This is a genomic window from Microbulbifer pacificus, from assembly GCF_033723955.1.
Lineage (GTDB): Bacteria > Pseudomonadota > Gammaproteobacteria > Pseudomonadales > Cellvibrionaceae > Microbulbifer > Microbulbifer pacificus.
On record NZ_CP137555.1, the window covers coordinates 1,153,161 to 1,169,906 of the forward strand.

Below are 16,746 nucleotides of genomic sequence, written 5' to 3' on the forward strand. Positions count from 1 at the left end.
GCATCCGCGGCGCGAATTACCCGCGTCACAGACGCAGAACAAGACAAACCGATTCGACGTACTTGGGAACAACATGATCAGAGATACCTCCGGGCAGGACGTCCAGCTCACACCGCAAAGCCCGTGGAAGAACCCGCGTGTGCTGAAACGCGCAGGCCTTGGCCTCGGCGCGGCGGCATTCGTGGTTTGGGGGCTGGTGAGCTGGCAGAGCTCCAACGCTGTGGATGGGAGCCTGTCGCTGTCGCGTATCAACATTGCCGAGGTACAGCGCGGGGATCTGGTGCGGGACCTGGTGGTGCAGGGCAAGGTAGTCGCAGCCAACAGCCCGACCCTGTTCAGCCCGGCCCAGGGGATTGTGAAGTTCACGGTCAAGGCGGGCGACGCGGTCACACGTGGACAGCTGCTGGCGGAAGTGGACAGCCCCGAGCTGCAGAACCAGCTCGCGCAGGAAAGTGCGCTGTTCAACAAGCTGAGCGTCGAGTTGGCCCGCCAGAAGATCCAGGCGAAGCGCCAGCGCCTCGAGAACACCCAGAAAGCCGACCTCGCCAAGGTCGACCTCACCGCCGCGCAGCGCGAGCTGAAGCGCGCACAGCTGTCACAAGAGAAACAGATCATCTCCCAGCTGGATTTCGAAAAGGCATCGGACGACCTCGCCCGCGCCGAGCTGGAGTACAAGCAGGCGGTACAAAACGCGCAGCTTGAAGACGAAGCCCTGGCCTTTGAAACCCAGACCCTGGAACTGCAGGTGTCGCAACAGAAACTGCAGATGGAAGAGCTGCAGCGCAAGGTCGACGACCTGCGCATTGTGTCCCCGGTCGACGGCACTATTGGCAGTCTCGCGGCAACCCAGCGCTCTGCGGTGGCCGCCAACACACCGCTGCTCACGGTGGTGGACCTCACCAGTTTCGAACTGGAAGCCGCGGTGCCAGAAAACTATGCGGATGACCTGGGCCTGGCGATGGCGGTTGAAATCAATATGGCCGGCAAGAAGCTTCCCGGGGAAATCACCGCGATTGCGCCGGAGGTCATCGACAACCAGGTGATTGCCCGCGTTCGCTTCACCAGCAACCAGCCTAACAACCTGCGCCAGAACCTGCGCCTCACCGCGCGCGTGCTGCTGGAAAACCGCGCGGATGTGATCCTCGTCAAACGCGGCGCCTTCCTCGATCAGACCGGCGGCCGCTTTGCATGGAAACTGAACGACCAGCACCAGGCCGTGAAGGTGCCCATCACCATCGGTGCGCTGGGGCTCAATCAGGTGGAAATTGTTTCGGGCCTCAACGAGGGCGACAAGATCATCACCTCCTCCGCCGACGCTCTGGAAAATGCGCAACTGGTTGCGCTGAAAGACTGAATCAAATCTGTAAATAAAACCAACAAGCTCTCACGTTAAGACAAGGACATCCATCATGTTGAAAATGCACAACATTCGCAAAAGTTACCGCACCGATACCATCGAGACCCACGCGCTCAGGGATTTCAGCCTGGTGGTCAACGAGGGAGAGTTCGTTTCTGTCACCGGCCCCAGCGGTTCCGGTAAAACCACCTTTCTGAATATTGCCGGTCTGCTGGAAACCCCCACCGGTGGTGAATACCTGCTGGACGGACAGGAAGTGGGCGGTCTTTCCGACCGCGAGCGCTCACATCTGCGCAATGAAAAAATCGGCTTTATTTTCCAGGGCTTCAACCTGATTCCCGATCTCAACCTGTTCGACAATATCGATGTGCCCCTGCGCTATCGCGGCTTCAATGCCAAGGAGCGCCGCCGCCGCATTGAAAAGTCGCTGGAACAGGTTGGCCTCTCCGCGCGCGCCAAACACCTGCCGGCACAGCTCTCCGGTGGTCAGCAGCAGCGTGTGGCCATTGCCCGGGCACTTGCCGGCGAACCCCGCTTCCTGCTCGCGGACGAACCCACCGGCAACCTCGACTCACTGATGGCCCGTCAGGTCATGGAACTGCTGGAATTCATCAACGAGTGGGGCACCACCATCATCATGGTGACCCACGACCCCGATCTGGCCCGTCGTGCTCAGCGCAACATCCAGATCGTGGACGGTCAGGTTTCCGACCTGCGTCAGGCCACACCGCAAGAACAAGCGGCCATCGCCTGAGGAGACGACCATGTTTGGATATTACGTTTCGCTCGCAATACGCAGCCTGCGCCGCACACCGGTGCTGAGCGCACTGATGGTCGCGGCCATCGCTGTCGGTGTCGGCGCAGCCATGACCACTCTGACCCTCAACTACATGATGTCGCGCAATGCACTCGCCGCCAAAGACGACGTGCTGTATGCCGTGCAGCTGGACGGCTGGGATCCCCACGAAGCGTCGGATAACCCCAGTGAAATGCCCTGGCAGCTTACTTATCAGGATTCAGTGAACCTGCTGCGCTCGGACATTCCAACACACCAGGTTGCCATGCACCGGTGGGGGGGGCCCATTTCTCTGGAAGATTCCGATATCCGTCCATTTACCGCCGATGCCAGGGTCACCAGCAGCGATTTCTTCGCCCTGTTCGGTGTTCCGTTCATTTACGGAGGTACCTGGTCAGCCGAAGCGGACCAGGGCCCGGTTCAACAACTGGTGCTGTCAAAGGAAACCAACGACAAACTGTTCGGTGGCGAAAACAGCGTCGGACGCACCGTCAACTTTAACGGTGTGCCCTTCACGGTGGTGGGGGTTACCGAGCACTGGCAGCCCAGTCCCAAGGTACACGACCTGAATAACGGCCACTTCAACGAATCCGCCGAAGTGTTCCTGCCGTTCGGCCTGCACCGCACGTTTGAGATTTACCCCTGGGGCAACACCAATGGCTGGAAGTCCGAAGAGATCAACAGCTATGAAGATCGCCTGAACAGCGACATGGTATGGCTGCAGTACTGGGTACAGCTAGATACGCCTCAGCAGATCGAAGCCTATCGGGATTTCCTCACCGGCTACATTCGCGAACAGAAAGAACAGGGACGCTTCCCGCGCCCGCTGAAATTCGGCCTCAGCAAACCGTCCGAATGGTTGGTGCTGAACGAGGTAGTAGACGGTGATGACCGTATGCTCAACTGGCTGTCACTGGCCTTCCTGCTGGTGTGCCTGGTGAACGCGGTTGCGCTGCTGCTGGCAAAATTCCTGCGCAAGGCACCGGAAGCCGGTGTGCGTCGCGCGCTCGGTGCCAGCCGCAACGCGGTGTTCAGTCAGCATCTGGTGGAAAGCAGTTGTGTCGGCCTGCTCGGCGGGTTAGGTGGCATCCTGCTGACACTCGCCGGTCTGGCGCTGATTCGACAGCTGCAGATGGGTTATATGGATCGCGTTGCCTCCATGGACTGGACCATGATGCTGGCAGCGATTGGGCTCGCAGTGATTTCCAGCCTGCTTGCCGGTTTCTACCCGGCTTGGCGTATCAGCCGCACCAATCCGTCCATTTACCTGAAAACCCAGTAAATCAGCGCAAGCAGAAAGGAAAATACCATGTTGGAACTGCGACCCATTTTATCGGCGCTGTGGCGCCACAAAGTCTCCGCACTGCTGATTGCACTACAGCTGGGGCTCACGCTCGCCATCGTCAGCAATGCGCTAGTGGTCATGAACGAACGCACCGAACGCATGTCGCGGCCCACCGGTATCGCCGAAAATGACATTGTCACTTTCAATTTCATGGCGATCCCGAAGGACTACGACATGTACGGCGCCTTCCGCCAGGATATGGACATGATCCGGTCCCTACCGGGTGTGGCAAGCGCTTCCGTATCTAATGCAGTACCGCTTTCCGGCAGCGGCTCTGCCAGTGGTTTCTATTCCGAACCGAACAAGGAAACCGGCGCGACGGGTGCCAACTACTACACCATGGATGAACACTTCATCGATGCACTGGGTATGAAGCTGGTCGCCGGCCGCGGGTTTTACCCCGAAGAGGTGATGAAAATCAGCCCCAGCAGCAACGATCGCCCGACAATCGCCGTGGTGACCCAGAAATTTGCCGATGACCTATTTCCCGAGAGCAATGGCAATGTGCTGGGCAAAGTGTTTTTCAACGGCGGTGACGACCATCCGATCAAGATTGTCGGCATCGTAGAGCGCAACCTGGGACCTTGGCCCAACTCCTCCGTGGCCGGTCGCGGTGCGTTTTATCCGGCCATCACCGACCGCTGGTTCCACTATATCGTGCGCGCCGAACCTGGGCAGCGCGACAAGGTGCAGAAGTTGGTCGAGGAAAAGCTGGCCGAGCGCGATGGCAACCGCGTCATCAACTCGCACACGATCGAAGAGGAAAAAGCTCAGTACTACGCCGGTGACAACACGATGGTCAAGGTACTGAGCGGCGTCGTCATTCTGCTGACTTTTATCGTTGCCCTGGGCATCGTGGGACTAACCGTATTCTGGATTACCCAGCGCCAGAAGCAGATCGGCGTGCGTCGCGCATTGGGCGCCACCCGCACCGCCATCTGTCGCTACTTCCTGCTGGAAAACCTGATGATCGCGGCCACCGGTATTGCCCTGGGAACCGCTGCCGCACAGATTTTCAACGGTCTCCTGGTGAGGGAATTCGACCAGCCAGTACTGCCACTGATGATTACCGTCTCCTGCGCAGTGGCTCTGCTCGTGGTAAGTCTGGCAGCATCCCTGATCCCGGCGTTGCGCGCGGCCAATATCTCACCGGCAACCGCCACACGCAGTGTATAAAGCAGGGTACACTATCTCCCCTACCGGAACGGGCGCCCGCGCCCGTTCTCTCCTGCAGCCCGAAATGGAATTATGGATAAAGTTCTTGTCATAGATGACAACACCGGCATCATCTCTGCCCTTTCCCTGCTGTTGTCCCTCCACGATATCGAAACCCTGAGTGCCATAACTCCCCAGGCCGGCCTGCAACTGCTGCGGGAAAACCCGGACATCAGTCTTGTCATCCAGGACATGAACTTCACCGCCGACACCACCTCCGGAGAAGAAGGGCGAGCTCTGTTTTTCGCCCTGCGCGAGTTACAGCCAGACATTCCGGTCATCCTGCTTACCGCCTGGACCCAACTGGAAATGGCCGTGGAGCTGGTCAAGGCCGGTGCCGCCGACTATGTCGGAAAACCCTGGGACGACAACAAGCTCATCGCCACGATCAAAAACCTGCTGGAACTGCACGAATTGCAACAACAGCAACGCCAGTCCCAGCGCCGCGCGCAACAGGCGCGGGAACAACTGCAACAGCAATTTGACCTGCAGGGTATCGTCTACCGCAGCCAGCAGATCCAATCCTTGTTGGAAATGGCCACTCAAGTAGCGCACTCCGATGTACCGGTACTGATTACCGGCCCCAACGGTGCCGGCAAGGAAAAGATTGCCGACGTTATCCAGGCCAACTCCAGCGTCAAAGATGGTCCCTACATCAAGGTCAACGTCGGCGCACTGCCGGAAGAGCTGATGGAAGCGGAGTTGTTCGGCGCCGAAGCCGGGGCCTATACCGGCGCGGGCAACAAAATGCGTCAGGGCCGATTCGAGGCCGCCGACGGCGGCACCCTGTTTCTCGATGAAATCGGTGAGCTGTCTGCCAGCGGCCAGGTGAAATTGCTTCGCGTATTGCAGACGGGGGAATTCCAGCGCCTCGGCAGCAGCCAGACCCGCAAGGTTCGCGTGCGCGTTATCAGCGCCACCAACAGCGACCTGCCGCAGATGATCAGCGATGGCAGCTTCCGCCAGGACCTGTTCTACCGTCTGAATGTGATTGAACTGAAACTGCCACCGCTATGGGAAAGGCCGGAAGATATCCTGCCGCTCGCGCGCGCGTTTCTCACCGCCAGCGGCAAGCAGCTTTCGCCCCCCGCACAGCAACGCCTGATGCGCTACAGTTGGCCCGGCAATGTACGCGAACTGCAGAATGTCATGCAGCGCGCTGCGGTACTCACCAGGGGCGATACCATTGAGGAGGCGACCCTGGCACTGCCGGAAGATACGCAATCGAAAATCCCCGAGCACAGTTTCGAACCCAGCCGGGAATTACTGGAACAGACACTGGCCAACTGCAACGGCATCATCGCCCAGGCCGCGCGCGAACTGGGCCTCAGCCGCCAGGCCCTGTACCGGCGGCTGGACAAATACGGAATTCCCTATTGATGCCTCGTATCGCCCGCTCCCGGGTTTCGCTGGAAGGAAAACTCTTCGCCACAGTACTGATCGCGGTGGCACTGGGTACCGGTATTCCCTTCGGATTATTAACGCTCGGCGCCGAGCCCGCTCTCGCCTGGAGCGCCGGCCTGCTGTTCGCGCTTATACTGGCGTTCGCGCTATTGCGCCCCCTCACCCGTAATCTGAATCGCGCACTGCAAAGCCTGGAGGGCGGCCTGCTCAATTTTCGCGACGGCGACTTTTCCATATCCCTCGCACTGAACCGCAATGATCAACTGGGCCATCTCGCACGCCTGTATAACGAAGTGGGCGAAATACTGAGACGGGAACGCGCGCACATTCACCAGCGGGAATTATTGCTGGATACCGTAATCCAGAGTTCACCACTGGCGCTGCTGCTGGTGGATCAGGGTGAACACATCATCTATGCCAACACTAGCGCCCGCCACCTGCTCCACGGCGGCAAAGCCCTGCAGGGCCACCTGCTGCAACAGGTGTTTCCGCACTGCCCGCCGGAGATTGCCCAGGCCATAGAGCAGCAGCGTGAAGGACTCATCAGCTATCTCGATGGAGAGAGCAGCCAGACACTGCATATCAGCAACAGCACCTTTGTCCTCAACTCCCAGCGACACCGCCTTATTCTGTTGCGGGAAATGACCAGGGAACTAACGCGGGCGGAAGTGCAGGTGTGGAAAAAGGTAATCCGCCTGATCAGCCACGAGCTCAACAATTCCCTCGCACCGATTTCGTCCATGGCGCACAGTGGCAAATTACTGTCGGAAAAAATGCTGCCCGATAACCTGCACGCGCAACAGCTGGCCGGTGTTTTCGACGTTATCGCCGATCGCTGTCGTCACCTCACGGAATTTACCCAGGGCTACGCACGCTTCGCCAAATTGCCGGCGCCGGCCTGTGAAGAGGTCGCATGGAGCAGATTGGTCGCGAGACTGCAGCCGCTACAGCCTTTTACCCTGCAGGGCGAGCTGCCTTCTCGCCCCGGATATTTCGATGCGGCGCAGATAGAACAGGCACTGCTGAACTTGCTGAAAAATGCCGCGGAATCCGGCAGCGAGCAAAAGGACATAACCCTGCGCATCGAAACCGACGCGCACGGGCAATTGCTTACGGTTGCCGACCGCGGCGCCGGCATGAGCGACAGGGTGCTGCAACAGGCGCTGCTCCCCTTTTATTCCACCAAACCGCAGGGGGTTGGACTCGGGCTCGCCCTGTGCCGGGAAATCGCCGATGCCCACGGCGGCCAGATTCGCTTGCATAACCGCAGCGACGGCGGCCTTCAGGTCAGTATCTGGCTACCCTGGTCTCCTAAGGTATGAACTAGGCGTCAATTGAGTAACAGCGAAGGCCTTCGCTGAACAACCAGCAACGACCGCCCTCGGGGCATGGCGCATCCATGGTCAACGGCGCGCTGCCGGCGGGGCACTGGGGTGTGACGCCCGCGGTACACCAGTTACCGGTATCCAGTTGATAACAGACGGTATCGCCGGTGAGGCAGGCGCTGGCCGTTGGGATTTGCGAGTCGCCGGCAAAGCAATTGCGGGGATACAGCGGCGTCAGGTTTTCGGGCAGCCGTCCCTGATAGTAGGTGGCAGGACTACCGGTGAGGTCACACCAGAATCCGTCCAGGCTTGTGACATTGTCCATGTTGCTTGCAGTGCCGGCACAACCGGCAAAGAGAGCAGTAGCGAACAGGGCAAACAGGCGCAATTTCATCGCACATCCTCTGTGAACACCAATGGGCTTCCCTGCCCAATCCCGGCAGTTTTCCGCAGGCTTACTTCTCGTAAACGATACAGCGGCGTCCGCCGGCAATTTCGTAGCACTGGGCCGAGGCCGGGCAGATGGAGCCCGGTGCCAGCTCCTCGGCATCGCCGGGACAGCCGCCGTAATTGGTTTTCTGCTCTTCCTGCGCGCGGGGAATGGGCGCACTGTTAGGGTAGACCACCTGATCGCGCACGCTACTGGTTCCACAGGCGGCAAGAAACGAAGTGGAAAGTGTGGCTGCCGCCAACAGGGAGAGAGTCATCACGGGTGTGCGCATGGAGCCTCCTGGCCATGGGACCTTGATACTGCGACCTGCCGAACAGGAAGGTCGTAATGAAATCCGGAGTTATTTGCGGGAATTAGTAGACCCGCATCACCGGGAAAAACCAGCAGGCAGAGCCCACCCTGGCGTTTTCAACATCTGTCGAACACTGGCGACTGGCCGCAGGCGGCGCAGAGGTATTGGGAAGGTAGTTCCCCACCTCAACGAAATCTGCGGTCTGGCTTTTGTCGTCCGGATTGAAGAAGAACGGGTCGTAACTGTGTTCATTTTCGAAGGGTACGAATATACAACCTTGTAAGCACAGGGTGACACTCATTGCCACCACTGCGATCCCTGAGCGATTCATGACTCGACTACCTCGCGATTCGCATTGCACCACTTCGGCATGCCCGGAGTGTCCTATCCCGGGACCCGCCTGTTGTATTTTCAGTTTAGTCATCAGGACGTGTTCGACGACGCTGTACAGCTTTTAACCAGAATTAAAAGCGCGGGATTCAACTGCAGCAAACATTACGCGACAGCCGCGGGAGATACGGCGTCAACCTATGACGTTGAGGCGTCGGAAACCGCCAAATTGCACGCATAAAAAAACGCCGGCGGGTTTCCCCACCGGCGTTCTTGAGTAGGCACGGTGCCGTCGATTACAGCAGCAGTCGACGCACGTCGGCGAGCATTGCAGACAGGTAGGTCAGGAAACGCCCCGCATCACCGCCGTTCACCGCGCGGTGATCGTAGGACAGCGCCAGCGGCAGCATCTGCCGCGGTACGAATTCCTTGCCGTTCCACTCCGGGCGCACCGCCAGCCTGGAAACGCCGAGGATACCCACTTCCGGCGCATTCACGATCGGGGTAAAGCCAGTGCCACCGATGGCGCCGAGGCTGGAGATGGTGAAGCAGGCACCCTGCATATCGCGGGGTTTCAGCTTGCCATCGCGCGCCGCAATCGCCATTGCGGTGGCTTCTTCTGCCAGCTCGTAGAGCCCCTTCTTGTCCACGTCGCGGATCACCGGGACCATCAGACCTTTCGGGGTATCTACCGCCATACCAATGTGTACGTAATCCTTGTGCACGATGTGCTCGCCATCGTTGTGCAGGGATACGTTGAAGCTCGGTACTTCGCGCAGTGCTGCCGCCGCCGCTTTCAGCAGGAATGGCACGGGGGTGAGTTTCACCCCGCGCTTTTCCGCTTCCGCTTTCATGGACTTGCGGAATTCTTCCAGCTCGGTGATATCCGCGTCGTCGAACTGGGTAACGTGGGGCACGTTCAGCCAGTTGCGCGACATGTTGGCCGCGGTGATCTTGTGGATCTTGCTCATCGGCTCGGTGCGCACCGCGCCGAACTGGCTGAAGTCGATCTCCGGCATCGGCGCGATGCCAATGCCGCCACCAACACCAGCTACCGCACCGCTTTCCGCCTTCTTCACCTGCTCCTTGATATAGGCGTGCAGGTCATCCTTGGTGACACGGTTGCGCGGGCCGGAGGGTTTGACCTTGTTCAGGGTCACACCCAGCTCGCGCGCCAGCTTGCGCACGGCGGGGCCGGCGTAAACTTCCGCAGCCGGGGAGTGATCCCGCTCCAGGTGAGGATCTTTCTGCGGTGCCGCCGGCGGTTCCTGGGAGGCCGCCACAGCCACCTCGGCAGCTGCCGGTGCCACCGCGGGAGCGTGGGCCGCTGCAGGCGCCGGTGCTGCAGCACCAGCGGCCTGGGCCTTCATCACACCGATCACGTCGCCAGTGGAAACCTTGTCGCCCACCTTCACGGACAGGGACACGATGGTGCCCGCTGCCGGTGAGGGAACATCCATGGAGGCCTTGTCGCCTTCCACCACGATCAGGGAGTCGCCCTCGCCCACTTCGTCGCCGGCGGCAACGGAGAGTTCGATCACATCCACAGACTCGGCGCCGCCGAGGTCCGGTACCACGATGTCCTGCTCCACCGCCGCGCCTGCGGGCGCAGCAGCAGGGGCCGGCGCGGGCGCCGCAACCGGTGCCGGAGCAGCGGCCGCTTCGGCGACCGGTGCCGCTTCCTCCGCTTGCGCGGAATCGCCGGCAACCTCAATCTCGCCGATGACATCGCCTTCGGAGATTTTGTCACCCACCTTGACGGAGATGCTCAGGATCTTGCCGGCCAGCGGCGCGGGTATGTCCATGGAGGCCTTGTCGCCTTCGACGACAATCAGCGCATCCTCTTCCGCCACTGTGTCCCCCACAGCAACGGCAATTTCAATTACATCGACCTGATCGGCGCCGCCGAGATCGGGCACTTTAATGACTTGTTTTGCCATATCTCTAGTTTCCTTTTCAGCGGACCTTAAACGAGGCGCGGATTAACTTTTTCCGCATCGATGTTCAGTTTCTTGATGGCGTCCGCCACTTCACTGGCATCGATCACACCCTGCTTCGCCAGGCCGGTCAGCGCGGCGATGGCCACATAGTTGCGATCCACTTCGAAGAAGCGGCGCAGCTGCTCACGGCTGTCGGAGCGGCCGTAGCCGTCGGTGCCGAGCGCAATCATGTCGCCATCGATGAACTCGCGCAGCGGCTCTACGTAAGCGCGGATGTAGTCGGTGGAAATCACCACCGGGTTCTCGTTGCCGGCAAACTGATCGCTGATCCACGCGGTGCGCGGTGCTTCGGTCGGGTGCAGCATGTTCCAGCGCGCCACGTCCTGGGCCTCGCGGGCCGCTTCGGTGGCGGAGGTCAGGTTCCACACGTCGGAAGTCACACCGAATTGGGTGGCGAGGATGTCCGCGGCGGCGAGTACTTCGCGCAGGATGGAACCGGCGCCCACGAGCTGTACATGCTTGCTCGCCGCCTTGCCTTTGCCAGCCTTGCGGGAGTTGCCTTCCAGCTTGTAGATACCACGGATGATGCCCTCTTCCACACCCTGCGGCATTTCCGGCTGCAGGTAGTTTTCGTTCTCGATGGTGACGTAGTAGAAGAGGTTCTTCTGCTCTTCGTACATCTCTTTCAGGCCGTGACGGATGATTACCGCCAGATCGTAACCGTAGGCCGGGTCGTAGCTCTTACAGTTCGGGATGGTGGCGGAGATCACGTGGCTGTGACCGTCCTGGTGCTGCAGGCCTTCACCGTTAAGGGTGGTACGGCCGGCGGTGGCACCTACCAGGAAGCCGCGCGCCTGCATGTCGCCTGCCGCCCAGGCCAGATCGCCAATGCGCTGGAAGCCGAACATGGAGTAGTAGATGTAGAACGGCACCATGGGCACGCCGTGGTTGCTGTAGGCAGTAGCCAGAGCCATCCACGCGGACATGGCACCGGCTTCGTTGATACCCTCTTCCAGCACCTGGCCTTTCTTGTCTTCCTTGTAATACATGATCTGGCCGTGATCGACCGGAGTGTATTTCTGGCCCTGGGAAGAGTAGATACCCAGCTGACGGAACAGACCTTCCATACCGAAGGTACGGGCTTCGTCGGGCACGATCGGCGCCACGTTCTGGCCCATGTTCTTGTCTTTCACCAGCACCGACAGCAGACGTACAAACGCCATGGTGGTGGAGATTTCGCGATCGCCGGAGCCCTTGGTGATGGCACTGAAGGCATCCAGTTCCGGGATTTCCAGCTTCGCCACGTCCACGCTGCGAGACGGAACCGGACCGCCCAGCGCCTTGCGACGCTCGGCCATGTACTTCATTTCCGGGCTGTCGGGGGACGGACGGTAGTAGGGAACCTCTTCGATTTCCTTGTCGGTCAGCGGGATCGCAAAGCGGTCGCGGAAACGCTTCAGCGCCTCGGTGTCCATCTTCTTGACGTTGTGGGTATCCATCGCCGCTTCGCCGGCGGAACCCAGGCCGTAACCTTTCACGGTCTGCGCCAGGATCACGGTGGGCTTGCCCTTGCTCGCCATGGCTTCGGCGTAGGCTGCATAGACCTTGTACGGGTCGTGGCCGCCGCGGTTCAGCTTCATGATCTCGTCGTCGGACATGTCCTTGACCATCTCTTCCAGCTCGGGGTATTTGCCGAAGAAATGCTCGCGGGTGTAGGCGCCGCCGTTGGCCTTGAAGTTCTGCATCTCGCCATCGACGGTCTCGTCCATGACCTTCTGCAGCAGACCCTTGTCGTCTTTCTCGAACAGCGGATCCCACAGACGGCCCCACAGGACCTTGATCACGTTCCAGCCGGCACCGCGGAATACGCCTTCCAGCTCCTGCACGATCTTGCCGTTGCCGCGCACCGGGCCATCCAGACGCTGCAGGTTACAGTTGACCACGAACACCAGGTTTTCCAGGTTCTCGCGGCCAGCCAGGGCGATTGCACCCAGGGATTCTGGCTCGTCACACTCGCCATCACCCAGGAATGCCCACACCTTGCGATCGCCGCGCGGAGACAGGCCACGGGCGGACAGGTAGCGCATGATGTGCGCCTGGTAGATCGCCTGGATCGGGCCGAGGCCCATGGATACGGTGGGGAACTGCCAGTAGTCCGGCATCAGCCACGGGTGCGGGTAGGAAGACAGGCCCTGGCCGTTCACTTCGCGACGGAAGTTGTCCAGCTTGTCCTCATCGAAGCGACCCTCCAGGTAGGAGCGGGCGTAGATGCCCGGCGCGCTGTGGCCCTGGAAGAAAATCAGGTCGCCGCGCTCTTCACCCTCGTTGCCGCGGAAGAAGTAGTTGAAGGCAACGTCGTACAGGGTGGCCGCGGAGGAGAAGCTCGCGATGTGGCCGCCCAGGCTGTCGCTGTTGGAGTTGGCGCGCACCACCATGGCCAGCGCGTTCCAGCGGATCAGGGAGCGGATACGACGCTCCATGAACAGGTCGCCGGGCATGCGTTTTTCCGCCTGCACCGGAATGGTGTTGCGGTACGGGGTGGTAATGGCCGCCGGCAGCTGTACGCCAATATTGGTGGCGCGGTCAGACAGCTGCTTGATCAGGAACGCAGCGCGCTCCTTGCCGCTGTGGCGGATGACCGCCTGCAGCGCGTCAAGCCATTCCTGCGTTTCCTGAATGTCGGTTTCTTCGTGCATCAAATGCTCCTCGGCGAAAGTACGACGTCGAGTCGGTGTTTTTTATGGTCAGAATTTTGACGCGCAACAGTACCTTATGCGCGGGAGTTCACTCCCACATCTGGCTCCTCATGCGCCAATTCACCGCCACAAATGGCGGAAAAGCAGCGTTCACTGATCAGTGTTTCAGCACTGTAGTGACCAAGGAGGGACTGAGCGACCTGAATACCGCCGGTTTTTGGCCGGCTCGACTGAATTCGGCATTGAATTCGATAGTGCTACGAGGCCAGTTAAGCAGAAATTGGACCGCTTACAGCACCTAGCATGCTGTAACTGTCCTCAATTAACAGACCTGCATTAGCAAGCGGAGGCGATTGTAGTATTACTACAAACGATTTACCAGATAGGACAATTAGTAACAAATAAAACCAAATTCCAAAACAAATAGTTTTCACAACGCGGCTTCAGCGGATGATTTTGCCGTGAATGCGAGAAATTTTATTACAAAATAGAGTCCAAGAATCTCATCCCGGTCACGCCCGTACCAAGTCCACCGGGTTTCGACGGACAGTCGCATCCAGCTACGGCAATTCCCCAAATTTGACGCTGCAATCCAAAGGATCGGCAATCCCCGATGCCGGCGACCGCCTCACAGCTGCACGGTTGTCGGCTGCTCCGAATATTCCGCATAAACCAGATAGCGCAGCGGACCACCGGCATCCACTGCATCAAACGGATAGCAGGTCACCAGAATCAGGCCAGGAACAGTGCCGGTGCGCGCAAACGCCGGTAAAGCGCCACTGCGGCTGTCGACCACCTGCGCGCCCTGCACCCGGAAACTGTGCCATCGGCCATCGCTCCCCTGCAGTTGCACCGGCATTCCCGGGCGCAGGCGATTGAGCCCGCGGAAATGGGTATCCCGGTGCGCGGCGATGACGGTCACCGGTGCGCCGGCGCTGGCTCCCGGTGACGTGGCAGCGGTTTCATACATCCCCGGCCCGAAGGCCAGGGCTTGGCCGCTGGTGCCCTGCAATACCACCAGTGGTTTGTCGTTGCCGAGCTTCAGCTGTGCCACCGGCCAGGTATCCGCCCAGGGCCAGGGTTTGTGAATCTCGCCGCTGCTGAGCTGGCGCTGCCAGGAGTCACTGATCAGGTACTGCGCCAGCTCAGCCTTGAGCAGTATCCAAGTGCCACCACCCAGCTGCCAGAGTCCGGCACAAATCAGCAGTGTGGATACCCAGCGCACACTTTTGCCGAGAGGAATCACTGCACTTGCTCCTGTCCCAATCCACCCTGCGCCCTGTGATTGCGCAGATCGGGTAACAGACGGCGCAGTACCCGGCGCAAATTGCGCTCGATATACACACGCCATACCCGCAGCAGCCCGCCCAGACCGAAAAGAAGTGCCGCCAGAAGCCACTGGCCATATATGCCATTGGCGGTAGCGGGGTAAGTGAACGGTTGCTGGACCTGGCCGTGCGCTACCGCATTCGGCACTGGACTGGATTTGAGTGACTCGGACGCCGGGCGCGCCGGTGTCTGCTCCACCGCGACAAAGCTGGTGTAGGGGCTGGCCAGTTGATAGTCCAGCGCCAGCTTAAGAATTTGCTCACGCAGTGGATCTTCGGCTTCCATGTCGCGCAGCTGTCCGCGTTCACGCTGTTCGTCCCTGAGCGCACTAATCTTCTCTCTGGCCCACAGACTGCCGATGCCATTGCCAGAGTTATCCACAGTCAATTGCGACAGCGACAGGTTGCGGGTAAAACGCTGCCCCGCGAGGCGGCCGCTAATCCTGATTTCCCCCATGCCGCTGCTACCCAGTGCACCATCTTCAAACCGCGCCACCAGCTGTACCGGCTCACCGCGATACAGGTCTGGCAGGCGTTGCGGATAGCCTTCCACTTTTACTCCGCGGGGCCACTGCACCTGCAGGTCGGTCACCAGTGGGCTCTCCAGCTTTTCGAACAGCGCGCCCATTTTTGCCTGCACCTCGTCGAGATCTCCGATGTGCACAAAACTGCCACGGCCGTATTGCGCGGCTTTGGTCATAAAGAAACTGTTGGGTGCGGATCCGATACCCACAGTAAACAGGCGCACCTCGCCGAGGCGCTGGCGAATCAACTCAAACAACGCGCTTTCATTGCCTACCGCACCGTCGGTGATAAAAATTACCTGGCGCACCAGCTCGCCGGGTTCGTCGTTCAATTGCTGGGACAGTGCTTCTTTCAGGGCTGGCGCCATCTCGGTGCCGCCGCGGGCATCCAGGGATTCCACCCAGTCCCTTGCGCGCAGGATATTATCCGGAGTCGCCGCAAGTGGGCGCGGATAAAGGGTGTGGTAGTCACTGTTAAATTCGATCACGTTGAAACGATCCGCCACAGTGAGGCGCGACAGCGCCAGCAACAGGCTTTCCTTCGCCTGGCGAATGGAGTAGCCGCCCATGGAGCCGGACGTATCCACCACGTACACCACTTCCCGCGCAAGTTTGCGCGCACTGGTACTGCCCTGGGGCGGCAACAGCAACAACTGCAGATGCTGGGTGGAATCCTTCGCCGACTGCTCGGCAAACATCGCCGCCGCCGGCATCGCTGAAGCTTGTGGTCGCCAGTAAAGTGCAAAATCCCGATCCATGGGCACGCTGCCCTGCTTCAGGCGGATGGTGTAGCGATGGTCGCTCTCGCTGCGGAAATCGATTTCGTGATACGGGCTGTAAATATCCGCGAGCGGCAAGCCCATGCCGAGATCAATCTGGACCTTCATCTGATGACTGCCCTGCTCCGCCAGCTCGCTCACCGGCAGCATCACCGGAGAAATCTGGTCTGCATCTGGCACCTGATCGGTGGGGAACGACCAGCCGTGGGCGTTGAGATTTACCTGCTGCTGCGCAGCGACCGGAATGCCCGGCATATAGCGCGGTGTCAGCGTGCTGGGCAGGCGCAGGCTGAATTGGCCGGTATCAAAACGCAGGGTCTGCAGGTAGCGCACTTCCACCACAATCTTTTCACCCGGTGCGATATTGGCGACACGGCTGGTAAACAGGTTTGGGCGCTGCTGTTCCAGCAGTGCCGCACGCTTGCCCGCCTCGCGCGCCTCTTTATAGATCTTTCGCGCCTGCTGGCGCTCGCGTACCTCACCGACAATACGCCGCTCACCAACCACAATTTCCATGCCGTTTACTGCCGCGTTTCCTGGCAGCGGCAGTACATAGACCGCCTCCTGCCACTTGTCCGAAGCATTGGAAAAAGTCTGGTGAATTTCCACTTCGGCCACCAAGCCGCGCACTTTGATTTCCACTTCAGTGCCGAGGTGAATGGCGGGAATGTAGCGACCTTTTTCCGAAGTCTGAAACAGCAGGTCGCCACTAGCGGAGTCATTGATACCCACGCTCTCAAACTCCGCCCCCTGTGCCGGGCTGACGTCAATATCCGTCTCCTGGGCTTTGGCGCCCACCGCTGCCAGAAGCACGGCAATCGTGGTCACCAGCAGCAGCAACCAGCTACCGGTGCGATTTTTGCGGTAGCGACGGCGGTAGTATTCATCGGCGGGAAGAATCAACAGGTCGCGGTGAATGCGCGGTGCATGGAAAAAGGGACGGTTCACTGGTGCCTCCAGAGTT

General features: G+C 59.8%; 13 protein-coding genes. 6 read left to right on the forward strand and 7 right to left on the reverse strand.

What is annotated here, in order from left to right; all coding sequences use genetic code 11:
• Nucleotides 1-73: 73 nt before the first annotated feature.
• The 6 genes from R5R33_RS05240 to R5R33_RS05265 all read left to right on the forward strand — a co-directional run bounded on the left by R5R33_RS05240 (nucleotide 74) and on the right by R5R33_RS05265 (nucleotide 7,439).
• The gene (locus R5R33_RS05240; RefSeq protein ID WP_318954991.1) at nucleotides 74-1,354 is read left to right on the forward strand and encodes an efflux RND transporter periplasmic adaptor subunit; all 1,281 of its coding nucleotides are present in this window, start codon (nucleotides 74-76) and stop codon (nucleotides 1,352-1,354) included.
• Between the two features lie 55 nt (nucleotides 1,355-1,409).
• Nucleotides 1,410-2,111 carry an ABC transporter ATP-binding protein gene (locus R5R33_RS05245; RefSeq protein ID WP_318954992.1) on the forward strand — a complete coding sequence of 234 codons (702 nt, stop codon included), beginning with the start codon at nucleotides 1,410-1,412 and terminating at the stop codon, nucleotides 2,109-2,111.
• 10 nt (nucleotides 2,112-2,121) lie between these two features.
• The gene (locus R5R33_RS05250) at nucleotides 2,122-3,435 is read left to right on the forward strand and encodes an ABC transporter permease (protein WP_318954993.1); all 1,314 of its coding nucleotides are present in this window, start codon (nucleotides 2,122-2,124) and stop codon (nucleotides 3,433-3,435) included.
• A gap of 27 nt (nucleotides 3,436-3,462) precedes the next feature.
• On the forward strand, nucleotides 3,463-4,674 hold the full coding sequence (locus R5R33_RS05255) for an ABC transporter permease (RefSeq protein ID WP_318954994.1): 1,212 nt from the start codon (nucleotides 3,463-3,465) through the stop codon (nucleotides 4,672-4,674).
• A 72-nt stretch (nucleotides 4,675-4,746) separates the two neighbouring features.
• Complete coding sequence (locus tag R5R33_RS05260) at nucleotides 4,747-6,093, forward strand: sigma-54-dependent transcriptional regulator (RefSeq protein WP_318954995.1); 1,347 nt, start codon at nucleotides 4,747-4,749, stop codon at nucleotides 6,091-6,093.
• Nucleotides 6,093-7,439: a sensor histidine kinase gene (locus R5R33_RS05265; protein ID WP_318954996.1), complete on the forward strand. Its 1,347-nt coding sequence runs from the start codon at nucleotides 6,093-6,095 to the stop codon at nucleotides 7,437-7,439. The genes R5R33_RS05260 and R5R33_RS05265 overlap by 1 nt, the downstream gene beginning before the upstream one ends.
• 1 nt (nucleotide 7,440) lies before the next feature.
• Here R5R33_RS05265 and R5R33_RS05270 read toward each other — a convergent pair whose 3' ends face one another.
• From R5R33_RS05270 to R5R33_RS05300, 7 genes are all read right to left on the reverse strand, one after another.
• Nucleotides 7,441-7,836, reverse strand: a complete 396-nt coding sequence (locus R5R33_RS05270; RefSeq protein ID WP_318954997.1) for a hypothetical protein — start codon at nucleotides 7,834-7,836, stop codon at nucleotides 7,441-7,443.
• A 61-nt stretch (nucleotides 7,837-7,897) separates the two neighbouring features.
• Nucleotides 7,898-8,164, reverse strand: a complete 267-nt coding sequence (locus R5R33_RS05275) for a hypothetical protein (RefSeq protein ID WP_318954998.1) — start codon at nucleotides 8,162-8,164, stop codon at nucleotides 7,898-7,900.
• 82 nt (nucleotides 8,165-8,246) lie between these two features.
• On the reverse strand, nucleotides 8,247-8,516 hold the full coding sequence (locus R5R33_RS05280) for a hypothetical protein (RefSeq protein ID WP_318954999.1): 270 nt from the start codon (nucleotides 8,514-8,516) through the stop codon (nucleotides 8,247-8,249).
• Nucleotides 8,517-8,811: 295 nt separating this feature from the next.
• On the reverse strand, nucleotides 8,812-10,455 hold the full coding sequence (gene aceF, locus R5R33_RS05285; protein ID WP_318955000.1) for a dihydrolipoyllysine-residue acetyltransferase: 1,644 nt from the start codon (nucleotides 10,453-10,455) through the stop codon (nucleotides 8,812-8,814).
• Nucleotides 10,456-10,481: 26 nt separating this feature from the next.
• On the reverse strand, nucleotides 10,482-13,151 hold the full coding sequence (gene aceE, locus R5R33_RS05290) for a pyruvate dehydrogenase (acetyl-transferring), homodimeric type (RefSeq protein ID WP_318955001.1): 2,670 nt from the start codon (nucleotides 13,149-13,151) through the stop codon (nucleotides 10,482-10,484).
• Nucleotides 13,152-13,779: 628 nt separating this feature from the next.
• On the reverse strand, nucleotides 13,780-14,397 hold the full coding sequence (locus tag R5R33_RS05295) for a class GN sortase (RefSeq protein ID WP_318955002.1): 618 nt from the start codon (nucleotides 14,395-14,397) through the stop codon (nucleotides 13,780-13,782).
• A complete protein-coding gene (locus tag R5R33_RS05300; RefSeq protein ID WP_318955003.1) occupies nucleotides 14,394-16,730 on the reverse strand; it encodes a marine proteobacterial sortase target protein in 2,337 nt (778 codons plus the stop codon). Before R5R33_RS05300 ends, R5R33_RS05295 begins: the two co-directional genes overlap by 4 nt.
• Nucleotides 16,731-16,746: the final 16 nt, after the last annotated feature.